The sequence below is a fragment of the Ruegeria sp. ABF4_144 genome (genome assembly GCF_056160045.1).
In genome coordinates, this window is record NZ_JBSWWK010000001.1 from 1,222,732 (window position 1) to 1,238,350 (window position 15,619).

Annotated in this window: 18 protein-coding genes; 13 read left to right on the plus strand and 5 right to left on the minus strand. The window is 58.9% G+C overall.

All coding sequences use genetic code 11. The annotated features are described in order from the left end of the window. Nucleotides 1–140: 140 nt before the first annotated feature. Nucleotides 141–1,079, minus strand: coding sequence for a glycosyltransferase family 2 protein (locus ACXAGD_RS06345; RefSeq protein ID WP_475209132.1), 939 nt, complete (start codon nt 1,077–1,079; stop codon nt 141–143). Between the two features lie 18 nt (nt 1,080–1,097). Continuing rightward, complete coding sequence (locus ACXAGD_RS06350) at nt 1,098–2,705, minus strand: peptide chain release factor 3 (protein WP_475209133.1); 1,608 nt, start codon at nt 2,703–2,705, stop codon at nt 1,098–1,100. Nucleotides 2,706–2,813: 108 nt separating this feature from the next. Between ACXAGD_RS06350 and ACXAGD_RS06355 the strand changes: the two genes are divergently transcribed. The 9 genes from ACXAGD_RS06355 to ACXAGD_RS06395 all read left to right on the plus strand — a co-directional run bounded on the left by ACXAGD_RS06355 (nt 2,814) and on the right by ACXAGD_RS06395 (nt 11,077). After that, nucleotides 2,814–3,176 (plus strand): SnoaL-like domain-containing protein, encoded by a 363-nt coding sequence (locus tag ACXAGD_RS06355; protein ID WP_475209134.1) that lies wholly within the window; start codon nt 2,814–2,816, stop codon nt 3,174–3,176. Nucleotides 3,177–3,276: 100 nt separating this feature from the next. Then, nucleotides 3,277–3,978 carry a hypothetical protein gene (locus ACXAGD_RS06360; RefSeq protein WP_475209135.1) on the plus strand — a complete coding sequence of 234 codons (702 nt, stop codon included), beginning with the start codon at nt 3,277–3,279 and terminating at the stop codon, nt 3,976–3,978. 105 nt (nt 3,979–4,083) lie between these two features. After that, on the plus strand, nt 4,084–4,863 hold the full coding sequence (locus ACXAGD_RS06365) for an SDR family oxidoreductase (protein WP_475209136.1): 780 nt from the start codon (nt 4,084–4,086) through the stop codon (nt 4,861–4,863). Nucleotides 4,864–4,865: 2 nt separating this feature from the next. Then, a complete protein-coding gene (locus ACXAGD_RS06370) occupies nt 4,866–5,978 on the plus strand; it encodes a hypothetical protein (protein WP_475209138.1) in 1,113 nt (370 codons plus the stop codon). 102 nt (nt 5,979–6,080) lie between these two features. Further along, on the plus strand, nt 6,081–7,127 hold the full coding sequence (locus ACXAGD_RS06375; protein WP_475209139.1) for a methyltransferase domain-containing protein: 1,047 nt from the start codon (nt 6,081–6,083) through the stop codon (nt 7,125–7,127). Between the two features lie 83 nt (nt 7,128–7,210). After that, on the plus strand, nt 7,211–8,296 hold the full coding sequence (locus ACXAGD_RS06380) for an ABC transporter ATP-binding protein (RefSeq protein WP_475209140.1): 1,086 nt from the start codon (nt 7,211–7,213) through the stop codon (nt 8,294–8,296). 121 nt (nt 8,297–8,417) lie between these two features. Further along, a complete protein-coding gene (surE, locus tag ACXAGD_RS06385; protein WP_475209141.1) occupies nt 8,418–9,200 on the plus strand; it encodes a 5'/3'-nucleotidase SurE in 783 nt (260 codons plus the stop codon). Next, entirely contained in the window at nt 9,197–9,847 is a 651-nt protein-coding gene (locus ACXAGD_RS06390; protein ID WP_475209142.1) for a protein-L-isoaspartate(D-aspartate) O-methyltransferase, read from the plus strand. The genes surE and ACXAGD_RS06390 overlap by 4 nt, the downstream gene beginning before the upstream one ends. Nucleotides 9,848–9,910: 63 nt before the next feature. Beyond that, nucleotides 9,911–11,077 (plus strand): peptidoglycan DD-metalloendopeptidase family protein, encoded by a 1,167-nt coding sequence (locus tag ACXAGD_RS06395; RefSeq protein WP_475209144.1) that lies wholly within the window; start codon nt 9,911–9,913, stop codon nt 11,075–11,077. 64 nt (nt 11,078–11,141) lie between these two features. Here ACXAGD_RS06395 and ACXAGD_RS06400 read toward each other — a convergent pair whose 3' ends face one another. Together ACXAGD_RS06400 and ACXAGD_RS06405 are read right to left on the minus strand one after the other, a co-directional pair. Further along, complete coding sequence (locus ACXAGD_RS06400) at nt 11,142–11,813, minus strand: helix-turn-helix transcriptional regulator (RefSeq protein WP_475209145.1); 672 nt, start codon at nt 11,811–11,813, stop codon at nt 11,142–11,144. Between the two features lie 21 nt (nt 11,814–11,834). Next, nucleotides 11,835–12,140: a hypothetical protein gene (locus ACXAGD_RS06405; RefSeq protein ID WP_475209146.1), complete on the minus strand. Its 306-nt coding sequence runs from the start codon at nt 12,138–12,140 to the stop codon at nt 11,835–11,837. Between the two features lie 219 nt (nt 12,141–12,359). Here ACXAGD_RS06405 and ACXAGD_RS06410 point away from each other — a divergent pair, with 219 nt between their 5' ends. The 4 genes from ACXAGD_RS06410 to ACXAGD_RS06425 all read left to right on the plus strand — a co-directional run bounded on the left by ACXAGD_RS06410 (nt 12,360) and on the right by ACXAGD_RS06425 (nt 14,873). Beyond that, entirely contained in the window at nt 12,360–12,575 is a 216-nt protein-coding gene (locus ACXAGD_RS06410; protein WP_170348913.1) for a twin-arginine translocase TatA/TatE family subunit, read from the plus strand. Between the two features lie 6 nt (nt 12,576–12,581). Then, complete coding sequence (gene tatB, locus ACXAGD_RS06415; protein ID WP_475209149.1) at nt 12,582–13,040, plus strand: Sec-independent protein translocase protein TatB; 459 nt, start codon at nt 12,582–12,584, stop codon at nt 13,038–13,040. Continuing rightward, nucleotides 13,037–13,912 (plus strand): twin-arginine translocase subunit TatC, encoded by an 876-nt coding sequence (tatC, locus tag ACXAGD_RS06420; protein WP_475209150.1) that lies wholly within the window; start codon nt 13,037–13,039, stop codon nt 13,910–13,912. Before tatB ends, tatC begins: the two co-directional genes overlap by 4 nt. A gap of 118 nt (nt 13,913–14,030) precedes the next feature. After that, nucleotides 14,031–14,873 carry an ATP-binding protein gene (locus ACXAGD_RS06425; RefSeq protein WP_475209151.1) on the plus strand — a complete coding sequence of 281 codons (843 nt, stop codon included), beginning with the start codon at nt 14,031–14,033 and terminating at the stop codon, nt 14,871–14,873. Between the two features lie 60 nt (nt 14,874–14,933). Here ACXAGD_RS06425 and ACXAGD_RS06430 read toward each other — a convergent pair whose 3' ends face one another. Beyond that, the gene (locus tag ACXAGD_RS06430; protein WP_475209153.1) at nt 14,934–15,578 is read right to left on the minus strand and encodes an SDR family NAD(P)-dependent oxidoreductase; all 645 of its coding nucleotides are present in this window, start codon (nt 15,576–15,578) and stop codon (nt 14,934–14,936) included. Nucleotides 15,579–15,619: the final 41 nt, after the last annotated feature.

Consider the following 15,619-nt stretch of genomic DNA (forward strand, 5'->3'; position numbering starts at 1 on the left):
GGTTTGCCGGGCCCGGATGGCCATGCGCGTCATTGCGCAATTTCGGCTTGAGGGGGACATAACAAAATCGTTGGTCAGGGTCAAATGAAGAGCCCTTTAGGGTTCTCCGTGCTAGGGTGGTGCGGATTTTACGCAACAATTCAGATACTTCCGGGGAAGTGTTTCCTGATTTTCCTATCCAGCTCCAGCGGCCGGTACCGGATCATGCCGTGGTCTTCCAGCCGGGCGCGTGCCTCGGTGCCGGCACCGCTTAACTCATCGAAAAACGCGCGCAGGCCATCCTGACCTTCCTCGGCCTGGATCCAACTGAGCAATTCGTTCATGTTCAGGCCGCCAAGCTCGCGCGGAACGTTGGGGGACATGCCGGGCTGGTAGGACCCGCGTTCCATTCGGAACCGGTAGTGCGCCAGAAAGTGGTCCCAGTCGGGGGCGTGCCGGTGGCACAGCTCCAGCCCGGGCAGTTCGAATTTACAGGGCAAAAGCGCCTTGTTTTGAAACAGATTGTGGATGCGAAAGCTCAGGTTCTTCAGCCCGGAGCGGACAAAGAGTTTGCCTTGCACGTGGCTGAGAAACCCACCAAGAACGAAGCCGCCATAGTTGGGATACAGCGACTGCACCAATGCCTCGCGGTCCGGACCGCTTGGAATATGAGCCTTGTACATATCATCGCTGCCCGACAACGCTTCGATCGGACGAACACGCACTGCTGCGGTATGGGGTGGAACGGATTGCAGATGATCCCGGATAGGGATTGAGGACCACAGAAATTCGTCCACATCAATATGGGCCAACCAGTCAAGATCGGTGCTGCGATACGTGAACGATGCGTTCGCGGTTTGGCGGGTTTGGTGCCGTTCGGGCCGTTCACGCTTTCGGTTGGCCCAGAACCCGTCATCGCAATTGCGGACTTCGACCTTTGAATGCCGGTTCAGCGTGTTGAACGCTTTGGGGTTGGGTTCGTCCAGAAAGATATGCATCCGGTCGACCCCAAGATCGAGGTGATAGGCCACGAAGCGCAGGATGTCCGGGGCCGCGCCCCGAACGGTCGAAACAATTCCCCAGGTTGGGTCAGTTACCATTTGCTGCCTGCGGGCAGGTCACGTCATCATTTCCTTGGTCGCCGTCAGGTTCAGCGCCGGATAGTCGCGTACGACCCGGTCGATATCCCATTGCAGGCGGGTCAGGTAAACGATGTCACCGTCATGATCGTTGGCAATGTGCTGCTTGTTGGCGTTGACGAACTTTTCGACCTCGGCCTTTTCACCGCTGACCCAACGAGCCGAAGTGAACTGAGACGCCTCGAACCGCACGGGTAGGCCGTATTCCATTTCAATCCGGCTGGCGAGTACTTCGAATTGCAGCGCGCCGACGACGCCGACGATAAAGCCCGAACCGATCGAAGGTTTGAACACCTTGGCGGCGCCTTCTTCGGCGAACTGCATCAGGGCCTTTTCCAAGTGCTTGGCTTTCAACGGATCCGCCGCGCGAACTGTTTGCAGCAGTTCCGGTGCGAAAGAGGGGATGCCGGTCACGCGCAACGCCTCGCCTTCGGTCAGCGTGTCACCGATGCGTAGTTGCCCGTGGTTCGGAATACCGATGATGTCACCCGCCCAGGCTTCTTCCGCCAGTTCGCGGTCAGACGCGAGGAACAGAACCGGGTTCGAGATTGCCATCGGCTTTTTCGACCGCACATGGGTCAGCTTCATACCGCGCTTGAAATGGCCCGAGGCCATGCGCACAAAAGCCACCCGGTCACGGTGTTTAGGGTCCATGTTCGCCTGCACTTTGAAAACAAAGCCCGCGACTTTCTTTTCGTCCGGTGCAATCTGGCGGGGTTCGGCGGATTGAACTTGTGGTTGCGGGCCGAAGTCGCCGATGCCTTCCATCAGTTCCTTTACCCCGAACGAGTTGATCGCTGAGCCGAACCAGATCGGGGTCATGTGACCTTCCAAAACCGCCTGTGGGTCAAGCGCAGGCAGCAGCTCGCGTGCCATCTCAACCTCTTCCAGCAGTTTTTCCAGAAGATGCTCGGGGACGTGCTCGGCCAGTTTGGGGTCGTCCAGACCGTTGATTTCGATGCTTTCCGCCACTTTGTTGCGGTCGGCGCGGTCCATAAGTTCCAGCCGGTCGCGCAGCATGTCATAGCAGCCGATGAAATCCCGACCCACGCCGATCGGCCATGCGGCGGGCGTGACATCGATGGCCAGCATCTCTTGTATTTCGTCAATGATCTCGAACGTATCGCGGCTTTCCCGGTCCATCTTGTTACAGAAGGTCAGGATCGGCAGATCGCGCAGGCGGCAAACCTCGAACAGTTTCTGCGTCTGGCTTTCCACACCTTTCGCGCCATCAATAACCATCACGGCGGCGTCCACCGCGGTCAGCGTGCGATAGGTGTCCTCAGAGAAATCCGAGTGGCCGGGCGTGTCGACCAAATTGAACCGGAAATCCCGATAATCAAACGACATCGCCGAGGCGGAAACCGATATGCCACGATCTTTTTCCATCTGCATGAAGTCGGAACGCGTGCGCCGGGCTTCACCCTTGGCGCGGACCTGACCGGCCATCTGAATGGCACCCCCGTACAACAGGAACTTTTCCGTCAACGTTGTCTTACCCGCATCGGGGTGCGAGATGATGGCAAATGTCCGGCGCCGGGCGATCTCGGGCGGCAATACGGGTTGGTTCGAGGCGGTATCAAGCATGACGCGCGTATAGGCGGGGAATCCTGCCGAAGCAAGACAAAGGGGCTGGTTCGAATCGCACGCTTGTGACAAAAAGAACATATAGTGAACAAATGATGGAGAGTACCAATGAATTTGAAAGAGATTGCCGACGAACTGGTCGCCGGGTGCCGTGAGAATCGCGCCAAGGAGAATCTGTCGAAACTCTATGCGACAGATGCCGTTTCAGTCGAAGCAGTAGACTATTCAGGCATGGGGCGCGAAGTGGCGGGGCGCGATGCGATCAGTGGCAAACACGACTGGTGGGAGGGTGCGCATGACGTGTCCGAGGCGGTGGTTAGCGGTCCATATCTGCATGGCGACGACCGCTTCGCTGTGATTTTCGAAGTGAAGGGCACGGTGAAGGAAAGTGGCGAGAGCTTTGATATGAAAGAGGTAGGGCTTTACCACGTCGCGAACGGAAAGATTGTGCGCGAAGAGTTTTTCTACTGACGCCACAGCTTAATTCTGATCTGTTCGGGCAGGGCGTTGCCCCGCGAAAAACGGCAGCGTGCTCTCGGGCAGATGAGACTTTGAAGTATTGAAGGGCAAGATGGCCAATTCTTTTCTAAATTCCGTAGCGGTTTGCGTTGCCGCTGCTTTTTTGTTTGTGCATTCGCCGCATGTCGCGACGGCCCATCCGGGGCATGGCGATACCCCTGACTTTTCGGGCGCCGCCGCTGATTGCAGTCGTTGCGGAGACAATGATGAGGCAGATACATCTGCCGCCGCTCAAAGCAAAAGTGACGGCAACAGTGGCAGCGGGGTTTATGATCAGTCGAAAGATCTGGCCACGGACGTTCAAGACCTGATGAGCAAATCGCAGGCGGTGCAAGCAAAGATCGCTGACGTCGAGACACGTGTTGCGAAAGCTCACGAAGCGTTTGACGAAACCGGTAAGCTGGCTGCGTCTTCGCGTCGTCAGGTTTTACGCGCGATGCGTTCAGCGCGCCGGGCCAACCAGCGGTTGGTTAAGGATCTAAGTAGCTTTGTTGATCGATACTCGGACCGTTTTACCTCGGAAACACGCGCGCAGCTTGAGGCCGATTTGACCAGCTTAAAAGCGCATGCTGGTTTTCTGTCCGGGCAAGAGGACATGCTGAAACGTGCAAAAGGTTGCACTGGCAATCAGTGTGACGAGGTTTTTGAGATGCTGGAACAGGTCAAATGGTCTGTTGGCGGTACTGACATCGGATTGTCCAAGGCACTGGCCACAGTTGGCGCTGTCGAGACGCAAGTTGATGACAGTCTATGAGAAAAGGCTGTTGAAAGCGGCAGTAGTCACCGTTTCGCCGACTTCGAAAACAGTGCTGCCTTTTGGATTTCGGTCGCGGTCTTAAATTTTGTTGGGGAGGTCTGAATGGATCTAGGAATACGTGGAAAGCGCGCTCTGGTTTGCGCCAGCAGTAAAGGTTTGGGTCTGGGTTGTGTTGAGGCGCTGGCACAGGCGGGCGTTGATCTGGTGATGAATGCGCGCGGGACCGAGGCGTTGGAGGCCGAAGCCGCGCGATTGCGGTCGGAACACGGTGTGGATGTGCAGACGGTGGCCTGTGATGTAACCTCGCCCGAAGGTCAGGAACAGGTGATAAAGGCGGCGCAGGGTGTTGATATTCTTGTGACAAATGCTGGCGGCCCACCTCCGGGGATGTGGTCGGACTGGGAGCGTGAGGATTTCATCAAGGCCTTGGATGCCAACATGCTGACGCCAATAGCTTTCATGAAGGCTTTGCTGCCGGGGATGATGGACAAGGGTTGGGGCCGGGTGGTGAACATCACCTCGCAATCTGTTCGCGCGCCAATTGCGGTGCTGGGCCTGTCGAACGCAGCGCGGACGGGGTTGACCGGTTATGTGGCTGGGACATCACGGCAGGTGGCGCCGCATGGCGTGACGATCAACAATCTTCTGCCGGGTATTCATGCCACTGACCGTGCGGATTCTCTGGACGGCGGTGTAGCAAGCCAGCAAGGCATCTCCATTGATGAAGCGCGAGCAAATCGAGCGGCAACGATCCCGGCGCGGCGGTATGGGTCCCGGCAGGAGTTTGGAGCAACCTGTGCGTTCCTGTGTTCGCAGCATGCTGGCTTTATTGTTGGTCAGAACATCCTGCTGGATGGCGGCGCAACCAATTTGACGATGTAACGATGGCTGAGAACTTTTCGCTCAAAGACCAGCTGTTTAATGCTGAAAAGACCCGCTATCTGGCAGCGCTCTTTGCTGGGGCTGACCCGTCCTTTGATGCGGAGGCATTCCAAGCAAGCGTCATGTCCCGCTTGCTGGATCTTGAACTGAAAGAGCGTATGGCCTGGATCGCCGAGTGCCTGCAAAAGGCGGTCCCGGGGGATTTGCCAGAGGTCGCGCCGACTTTGCTGCGCGCTCTGCCACCACCACTGGACCCGACCAAGACGGACGATGACTTCGGCGATTTCATCTTTGCGCCTTTGGGGGATTGGGTGGTCAATGTCGGGCTGGATCACCCCGAACTTGCATTGGATGCTTTGGAAGAGCTGACCCAGCGGTTCTCGATGGAATGGGCCATTCGCCCATTCCTCAACCAACACCAGGATCTGGTGTTGTCGCGGATGGAGCTATGGTGTGGGCATAGCAGCTATCACGTGCGCCGATTGGTCAGCGAAGGCACAAGGCCGCGCTTGCCATGGGGGCAGGCGGTTAGCTTGGACATGGCCGACCCGCTGCCCTTGCTGGATCGATTGCACAGCGATCCCACGCGCTTTGTTACCCGGTCAGTGGCGAACCATCTGAACGACATTTCCAAAAAAGAACCTGATCTGGTGCTGGGTCAGCTGCAGAATTGGGCCTCAAGCAAGCAGCAGGAGAAGGACGAGCTGCGCTGGATGAAGTCTCATACCCTGAGAGGGTTGGTGAAATCCGGCCACCCGGGTGCCATGAAAATGCTGGGCTATGATCCGGATGCCAAGGTTGCGGCGGATGTTCAGGTGAATGGTGACGCCCGGATTGGTGAGGCGTTGGAGTTCGATGTTTCGTTGAACGGGGCTGGGGATCAGCCGGTCCTTGTGGATTATATCATTCACTTTCAGAGGCCTGGAGGTAAAACCTCAGCCAAGGTGCACAAGCTGAAACAGGCCGCATTGCGTGATGGCGCGCTGAAACTGAGCAAGAAGCACAAGCTAAAGGGAAACGCGACCACATTCAAACTGGTCCCCGGTGCGCATCGGCTTGAGATTCAGGTAAACGGCAAGGTGCGCGCAGGCGTCGATTTCGAACTTCTGGAGTAACCCTGCTATCTCACGCTTTCGTCAGATTTATGGGCTCCGGATTGCACCCGGGACACTGCTGCATTAGCTGCGGTGCAGCCAGTGACGAAAGGGAAAGCTGCGATGAAGCATGAATCGGTGCAGAACTATTACGGCGAGGTCCTGCAGGGCAGCGCGGATTTGCAAACCAACGCTTGCTGCACGCCCGACAACATGCCGGATCATGTCAAAAAGATCCTGTCAAAAGTTCATGACGATGTGCTGACCCGGTACTATGGCTGCGGCTTGATTGCACCGCTGGATCTGGAAGGGATGAGCATTCTCGATCTGGGCTGTGGTGCCGGCCGTGACGTCTATGCTCTGTCGGCGATGGTGGGCGAAAAGGGCCGCGTCGTCGGCGTTGATATGACGCCCGAGCAGTTGGACATCGCCCGAACCCATCAGGACTATCACGCTGAGGCGTTTGGTCATTCGGCCAGCAACGTGGAATTCCATCACGGCTATATCGAGAAGCTGGATGAACTGAACCTTGAACCAGGTTCCTTTGACATCATCGTCTCGAACTGCGTGATCAATCTTGCCACCGATAAAGAGGCGGTTCTACGCGGCGCGCACCGTTTGTTGAAAGAGGGCGGTGAGATGTATTTCTCGGATGTTTATGCCGACCGTCGCATCCCATCAGCAATGGCCGAGGATGCGGTGCTATACGGCGAATGCCTGTCCGGTGCGCTCTATTGGAACGATTTTCTGTCTATCTCTCGCAAGGCGGGTTTTGGCGACCCGCGTCGCGTGACACACCGCCCGCTGACCATCGAAAACCCGGTGTTGGAGGAGCGTGTTGCGCCGCTGAAGTTCCTCTCGGCCACGTATCGTCTGTTCAAACTGTCCGAACTGGAACCGGCCTGCGAGGACTACGGGCAAGCCGTGATCTACAAAGGCACCATCCCCAACGCGCCGCATCTGTTTGAACTGGACGACCACCACGCGATTGAAACCGGCAAGGTGTTTCCGGTCTGCGGCAACACATGGATGATGCTGAAAGACACCCGGTTTGCCCGGCATTTTGATTTTATCGGCGATTTCTCGACCCACTATGGCATCTTCGAAGGTTGCGGCGGCGAAAGCCCGTTCGAAGCCACGGGTGAGGCCCCCTCGGGCGGGTGTTGCTGATCCCTTGCGCCTGAACGGCGGGGTTGCTATCCCCGCCTAAAGCCCGATGAATTTGATCGGGAAAAGGCAATTGGGGTCCATCGGTGACAGTTGACGCAACTCCTCCTCGTCTGGAAATCCGCAATCTGATCGCCCGGTACGAGGGACGCGTCGTTGTGGACAACGTCTCTCTGACGGTCGAGGCGGGGAAGGTGACCTGTCTGCTGGGGCCGTCGGGCTGCGGTAAATCGACCACTCTGCGCATGATCGCCGGGGTCGAGATGCAGGAATCGGGCGAGATTTTCGTCGACGGCAAGTTGATCTGCGATACCGTGTTTCGCGTGCCGCCCGAGCGCCGCGAGATCGGCCTGATGTTTCAGGACTTTGCCCTGTTCCCGCATCTGAACGTCGCCGACAACGTGGCCTTTGGTCTGAAGGGCCACAAAGAGGAAAAACGCGCCCGGGTCGAGGAATTGCTGCGCAAGGTCGACCTGATCCATTTCATCGACAAGTTCCCCCATCATCTGTCTGGCGGGGAACAGCAACGGGTGGCTCTGGCGCGCGCGCTTGCGCCGCGTCCGCGTATCATGCTGATGGACGAGCCATTCTCGGGCCTGGACAACCGGTTGCGCGACGGTATCCGCGATGAGACGCTGGCGATCCTCAAGGAAGAAGACGCAGCTGTAGTACTGGTGACGCATGAGCCGGAAGAGGCAATGCGCATGGCTGATGAGGTCGCCCTTATGCGGCGCGGCAAGATCGTGCAGCAGGGTGCGCCATACAACGTCTATACTCGCCCGATTGACAAGGCGGCGGTAGCATTTTTCAGCGATGTCAATGTGTTGCGAGGCAGAGTTGATGGCGCCTTGACGAAAACCCCGTTTGGTCAGTTCCTGGCGCCGGGCGTCCCGGATGGAACGGATGTCGAGATTGTATTCCGGCCTCAGCACGTTCGGCTGGACTTTGACCGCAATGGTAAAGGACCGCTGCCCACGGTAACCGACGGCGTTGCTGCCCGCGGCGTAGTCGAGCGGGCGCGGTTTTTAGGCAATGAGAGCCTTGTGGAGTTTCGGATGGACCACGACGGTTCGATCCTGAAAGCTACGGTGCCGAATGTCTTTGTGCCCAATCCGGGGCGGGTCATGTGGCTGACCGTTCGCCGGGATCGGTGCTTTGTTTTCCCGGTTTAGGGTCTGAAGTCACAGTTTAGGGCAAAGTGGTGCGCGAAAGCCGCAGATTGCGGGTTCGCTTTGCTTGCCGCCGCGCGGGGGCGGGTCTATCAAGGTCAAAACGCTGCGGTGGATGGGGCATATGCGTATTCTTTTGACCAATGACGACGGCATCAATGCACCGGGGCTGATCGCCTTGGAGGCAATTGCAGCCGATCTGGCCGGTCCGGGTGGTGAGGTTTGGGTCGTCGCGCCTGCGTTTGAGCAATCGGGCGTTGGTCATTGCATCAGCTACACCCACCCGATGATGGTTGCCAAACTGGCCGAGCGCCGCTTTGCCGCCGAAGGGTCACCGGCCGATTGCGTGCTGGCCGGGCTGCATGATGTGATGAAGGATGCGCCACCCGATCTGGTGTTGTCGGGTGTGAACCGGGGCAACAACTCGGCGGAAAATACGCTGTATTCTGGCACAGTTGGCGGTGCGATGGAGGCGGTATTGCAAGGTGTTCCAGCCATTGCGTTGTCACAGTATTTCGGCCCGCGCAATCTGGGGCTGGACGACCCGTTCGAGGCAGCAACCCGTTTCGGAGCCGATCTGGTACGGAAAATCCTAGATGCGACTCCGGTAGAGCAGGGCGATTACCGCCTGTTTTACAACGTGAATTTCCCGCCGGTGCCCGCGGATGAGGTACTTGGGACACGTGTCGCCCCGCAAGGCTATCGCCGTGACACCCATTTCTCGGTCGAGCCGCACAGTTCGCCCTCGGGTCGGCGGTTCCTGTGGATTAAGGGCGGCTATCAACACAACCCGACCGCGCCGGGCACCGATGCAGCGGTCAATCTGGCGGGCTATATCTCGGTGACGCCGATGCGGGCCGACCTGACGGCGCATGACGCGCTTGAGGCACTGAAGACAATCGAATGACCGGACTGGATCCCGAAACTAAAATGCAGTTCCTGTTTGCCTTGCGGTCCCGTGGGGTGACGGACGCGCGCGTGCTGGCAGCGATGGAGCAGGTTGATCGTGGTCAGTTCGTCAAAGGCCTGTTTGCTGAGCGCGCTTATGAAGACACGCCGCTGCCGATTGCCTGTGGTCAGACGATCAGTCAGCCATCGGTCGTGGGGCTGATGACGCAGGCGCTTGAGGTCAGTCCGCGGGATAAGGTGCTCGAGGTTGGTACCGGTTCGGGCTATCAGGCGGCGATCCTGTCCAAGCTGGCGCGTCGGGTCTATACGGTGGAACGTCACAAGCGTTTGGTACGGGAAACCGGGGCGCTGTTTCGCGAGCTGGGGCTGACCAATGTTACCGCGATGTTGTCTGATGGGTCCTTCGGTTTGTCGGAACAGGCACCGTTTGATCGAATTATTGTGACCGCTGCGGCAGAAGACCCTCCAGGGCCGCTCTTGGCGCAGCTTAAAATCGGCGGTATCATGGTATTGCCGGTGGGACAGTCGGATGCGGTTCAGACCCTGATCCGGGTCAGGCGCACCGAAACCGGCTTGGACTATGACGAATTGTTGCCCGTCCGTTTCGTGCCCCTGTTAGAGGGGCTTGGCAGGGACGGGGCGTAAGTAAATATTCTGCAATATGCGCCGGAACCCCGGACAACAGGGGCAGGTGTTGAGGACAGTATGATGAGAGCAGTTTCCAAATCAGCGATGCTCCGCTGCGCGACAGGGGTAACGGTCGTTGTGTTTCTGGCCGGATGTGAAGGCCCGTTCGACTATGACCTGAGGGGCAATGTAGGCGGATTTTCGACCGCAGAGGCGGCGCAATCCGCGACCACCAACCGCCCGACGCCAGATGCGCGGGGCGTGATTACCTATCCGAACTATCAGGTCGCCGTCGCACGCCGGGGGGACACGGTCAATGACGTGGCCGCTCGTGTCGGCTTGCCTTCGGGCGAGCTGGCAAGATTCAACGGATTGCAGCCCAATGATCAACTACGCGATGGCGAAGTGATCGCATTGCCGCGCACGGTTAGCGCGGCCAGCACGGTGGATATTGCCACGATAGCTGGAACAGCGATTGATGAGGCCCCGGCGGATGGCTCGGTCCGGACATCAACGCTGGAACCAGCGCAGCCCGCTGCGGCTCCAGCGCCGACACCGCCAGTTGCCTCGGGGCCAGAGCCGGTGCGCCACAAAGTTAAGCGTGGCGAGACGGCCTATACCATTGCACGGCTTTATGATGTTCCGGTCGATGCGTTGGCTGAATGGAACGGTTTGGGGTCGGACTTTACGGTGCGGGAGGATCAGTTCCTGCTGATCCCGATCAAGAACCAGCCGGCGCCGCAACAGGCCGCAGTGCCGGCCACCAACGTGACGCAGCCGGGGCAGGGGTCACCTACGCCGACCCCGCCAAGTGCCACGCAACCTTTGCCGGACGAGCAAATCGCAGCGGCAGTACCGGCGCCAGATGTGACCGCTGAAGCGCCGACCAGTCAGAGCAATACGGCCCTTGGCCTGCCAGTCACCGGAACAATCATTCGGACCTATGCCAAGGGTAAGAACGAAGGGATTGATATCGCCGGATCACCTGGCTCGGCCGTAAAGGCGGCTGAGGCGGGAACCGTCGCGGCCATCACCGCGGATGCCGATCAGGTGCCGATCATCGTGATCAAGCACAACAGTGATCTTTTGACCGTCTATGCGAATGTCGACAAGACCTCCGTCAAGAAAGGGGATCGGGTGCGCCGTGGGCAGCAGATTGCGTCCCTGCGGGGTGGCGACAACTCCTATGTCCACTTTGAAGTACGCAAAGGGTTTGAGTCGGTTGATCCCGAGCCTTACCTGAAGTGATCATAATGGCCCTTTTCGGGGCCATTCCTCTGGAGAGGATGTTTTTGGCCAGGTGAAGGGCGGGTCAGGCGTGTGGATCGAAGTCGTCCAGGCGTTTACCGGGTTCGTCGGCGAAAATTTCCGGCAGAGGTGCGACGCTTTCTACCAGGTCGATGCGGAATACGCGGAACCCTTCGCGTAATTCGCACCATGCCGTCAGGGTCCAGACGCGGCCCCAATATTCCATGTGCAGGGGACGTATGGTGCGTTCGGTCAGGACGCCGTCGATACGCCGGTACGACAGGCGTAGTTTCTGGCGGGATTTGATAGCGGCGCGGATTGGGGCCATGTGTGCCAGACCGCGTGCGGCGTCGGCAAAGGGGTAGACGGCGAATTTCCATGTATCAGCCTCGGCCACGACCTGAGTGGGCAGCACGGCGTCGATCTTTTCCGCCAGTGACTCCGCCGCTGCTTGCAGGTCGGGGTCGGCGGCTTCGGCGACGATGGCCATGCCGAGGTTCAGCGCCTCAAGCTCGGCGGGGGTCAAGTTCAGCGGGGGCAGGGTGATCTGCTCGCGCACCATATAACCCACGCCGCGTTCTCCCTCGACCGGAACCCCCGAGGCAACCAGCGTATCCATGTCGCGATAGATCGTGCGGACCGACACTTCGAGCCGGTCCGCAATGTCCTGCGCGCGGTGCAGTTTACCGTCGCGCAGGATCTGGATGATATCGAACAAGCGATCCGTGCGGCGCATGTCACGCCGTCCGGACCGCGGTCAGGCGGTCATGTTCCATAGCACGTTCTCATGGCGCATCTGGATGCTTTCGGGGTTGATGGCGGCCATCAAGCCCGCGCAAAAGTCCTGTTGCGGGAACTGCGCGGCGGCGTCTTTTGCAGCCTTCATATCGGTCCAGATAACATAGTCAGTCCAGCGGCCATCTTCGCCCTTGCTCAGCTGCCGATGGGCAAAACCCGGCGCCGAGCGGACAAACGCCTCGGAGGCCTGGCTGAGTTTTACGAACTCTTCCGCCGTGGTGCCATTGGCGAGGGTGAAGGTGACGATTTCTGCAACATGGGTCATTTGAATCTCCGTTGACCAGGTTTCGATACCCTCTTCCTAGTCACTTACAACTGACATAAACCTGTCAGTTGAGAAAAGCCAGCCGTCAAAAAACGTGGGAACCGTTCACAATTCGGCGTGGAATTGACTTGCCTCACTTTTGCGCGCTGGTTTGTGGGCGTAGACACGGTGCCAGACAACATTCCCGGCGCGTGGCGCCGACGTACAAGGAGAAGAGACATGCTTAACAATATTGGCCTTCCCGGTCTTCTGCTGATCGCCGTTGTGGTGCTGGTGCTGTTTGGCCGCGGCAAAATCAGTTCTCTGATGGGCGAAGTGGGCAAGGGCATCACCTCGTTCAAGAAGGGCGTCAAGGAAGGCGCGGACGAACTGGAGCAGGACGCAGCCGAAGTGGCCAAGGACGTCACCCCCGAGACCGACAAAGACAAGGCCTAAGTCCAGATGTTTGATCTGGGCTGGACCGAGCTTCTGGTCATCGGCGTTGTTGCCCTTATCGTTGTGGGGCCAAAGGACCTGCCGGTGTTGTTCCGCAATGTCGGTCGTTTCGTTGGCAAGGCCCGCGGCATGGCGCGCGAGTTTTCCAGTGCCATGAACGAGGCGGCCGATCAGGCGGGCGTGAATGAGATCAAGAAGGGTCTCAACGCGGCCACCAACCCTGTTGGCAGCGCAATGGACGGCGTGAAAGAAGCTGCGCAGGATCTGGCGAAAAGCATCGACCCGACCAAGTTTGACCCCGAAAGCGAGACCGGTAAGCTGGCCGCTGAGCGGGCCGAGCAGGCCAAGAAGATTCAGGCCTCGACCGCGCGGGCCGCCGCCGAGCGCAAGGCCAAGGAAGCTGCTGACGCGCTGGCCAAGGCTGAAGAGGCCGAAGCCGCGCTGAAAACCGAAAGCAAGTCATGACCAAAACCGACGAGATTGAGGACAGCTCGGCCCCATTGATCGAGCATCTGGCGGAACTGCGCACGCGGTTGATCCACTGCGTCGTGGCTTTCTTGATCGGGATGATCATCTGCTTCACGGTGGCCACGCCCCTCTTTAATTTCCTGACGAACCCCCTGTGCAGTGTTCTGGCTGAACGCGGGCAGGACTGTGGGTTGATCTTCATCTCGCCGCAGGAAGGGTTCTTCGTGGCCATCAAGGTCTCGTTGCTGGGTGGTTTCATCCTGGCCTTTCCGTACATCGGGATGCAGATGTGGCGGTTCGTCGCGCCAGGATTGTACAAGTCGGAAAAGAACGCGTTCCTGCCGTTCATGCTGGCTTCGCCCTTCATGTTCCTGCTGGGTGCGAGCTTTGCCTTCTATGTAGTCACGCCGCTGGCCTATGATTTCTTCCTTGGCTTCCAGCAATTTGGGGCCGAAGGCGAAGCCGTGACTGAGGGCGCAACCGCAGCCCCGCTGAGCGTGGTGTTCCAGGGCTCGGCGCAGGAATATCTGAACCTGACGATCAAGTTCATCGTGGCCTTTGGCCTGTGCTTCCAACTCCCGGTTCTGCTGACCCTGATGGGCAAGGCGGGGTTGGTCACCGCCGAAGGGCTGGGGTCCGTACGTAAATACGCCGTGGTCGCCATTCTGGTATTGGCTGCGCTGGTAACCCCGCCGGACGTGATTACGCAGATCATCCTGTTTGTGGTGGTCTATGGCCTCTATGAGGTGTCGATCTTCCTTGTCGCCCGTGTCGAGAAAAAGCGCGAGGAACAACTGCGCGCTGATGGCTACTATGACGACGAAGAAGAGGCCGACGAAGAGATCGTAATGGAAGAAGACGGCAAGTAAGTTGGTCGGACTCTAAAGGATCAGGCGCGCTTAATATGGTGCGCCTTTTTCGTTTGCAGCACTTGTTGCAGGGGGCGGAACATGGTTTGAACTCCGCAAGATAAGACCGGAGGCCATAATGGACGACCAAGCCCTGAACCGCATCGCTGACGCGCTGGAGCGCATGGCGCCAGCCCCTTTGGCCGCCCCCGATTTTGCGGCGGCCCCAGCCTTTGTCTGGCATGTGGAACCGGATAGGCTGGAACCGGTCACTCTGGTCAACCGTGTGGACTTGGACCTGTTGGTCGGTATCAACCGATCTCGCGACACGTTGCTCGACAACACAAGGCGCTTTGCGGCCGGTTTCAAGGCCAACAATGCCCTGCTTTGGGGAGCGCGGGGGATGGGCAAATCCAGCCTCGTCAAAGCCGTCCATGGGACGTTGCAGGCCGAGTTCCCCGACCTCAAACTGGTGGAACTACAGCGTGAGGATATGGGCTCGGTTGCACGCCTGCTGAACCACCTGCGCGCTGCGCCGCACCGCTTTATCCTGTTCTGTGATGACCTGTCCTTCAGTCACGACGACCAGCATTACAAGTCGCTCAAGGCGGTGCTGGACGGAGGCATCGAAGGCCGACCCGAAAATGTCGTTTTCTACGCCACCTCGAACCGCCGCCACCTGATGCCGCGGGACATGATCGAGAACGAACGCTCCAGTGCCATCAACCCGTCCGAGGCGGTCGAAGAAAAGGTCTCACTGTCGGATCGGTTCGGTTTGTGGCTGGGTTTCCACCCCTGCGATCAAGACGAATATCTGGCCATGATCGACCGCTATTGCGCGGCCTACGGCGTGTCCGTCGCACCCGAGACCCTGCGCGCCGAAGCTATCGAATGGCAGGCCACACGCGGTGCACGTTCAGGCCGCGTGGCGTGGCAGTTTTTCGTCGATCTCGCCGGGCGCAACGGCGTGCATATCGCGTAACCCGTCCGCTTCATCTGGCAGAAATATCCCCGCCGGAGGCATGGCCCAAAGGGCCATTCCTTACAGCAGCGCCAGAATACGCGCAGCCTCATCCGCCGTGCTGGTCAGCGCATCGCGATCCTCACCAGGGTGGAACCGCGCCCGCACAGCTGTTGGCATCGGCTTGGGCTCGACAATTGTCACACGCGGACCAGTCCGTTCGGTTTCCAGCGCCCAGCTACGCGCCAGGGCCATCTGCGCGGCCTTGGTTGAGCCGTAGATGCCATAGAACTTCTCACCCGCTTTGGGATCGTCAAAGAACACTGCGTGGCCTGTCTCACCCAATAGTGGGGCGATATAGGGGATCAGGACCGACGTGGCCGTGGCATTGGTGTTGACGGCCTTGGTCCATTCCTTCGGGTCAATGAAATACGTGGGCGTCAGGGCGGATGTATGAACGGCGGTATGCAGCCAAAGATCAACCTTGCCCCAGCGGTCATGAATGCCGCGGCACAGGGTCGCCATTGCATTCGGATCGGCAATATCCATCGGGGCAAGCGTGGCCGCACCGCCTTTTGCCTGAATGCGATCGTCCAGCTCTTCCAGCCCGCCGGTGGTGCGTGCGACGGCGACGACGTGAAATTCGGGTGCCAGCGCTTCGGCCAGGGCAGCGCCCAGCCCGCGAGAGGCCCCGGTGACGAGGGCAATTTTATTCTGATCGGTCATGACAGCGGTTTGAACCCCTGCGCGCAGGGCGTCAAGCCGCT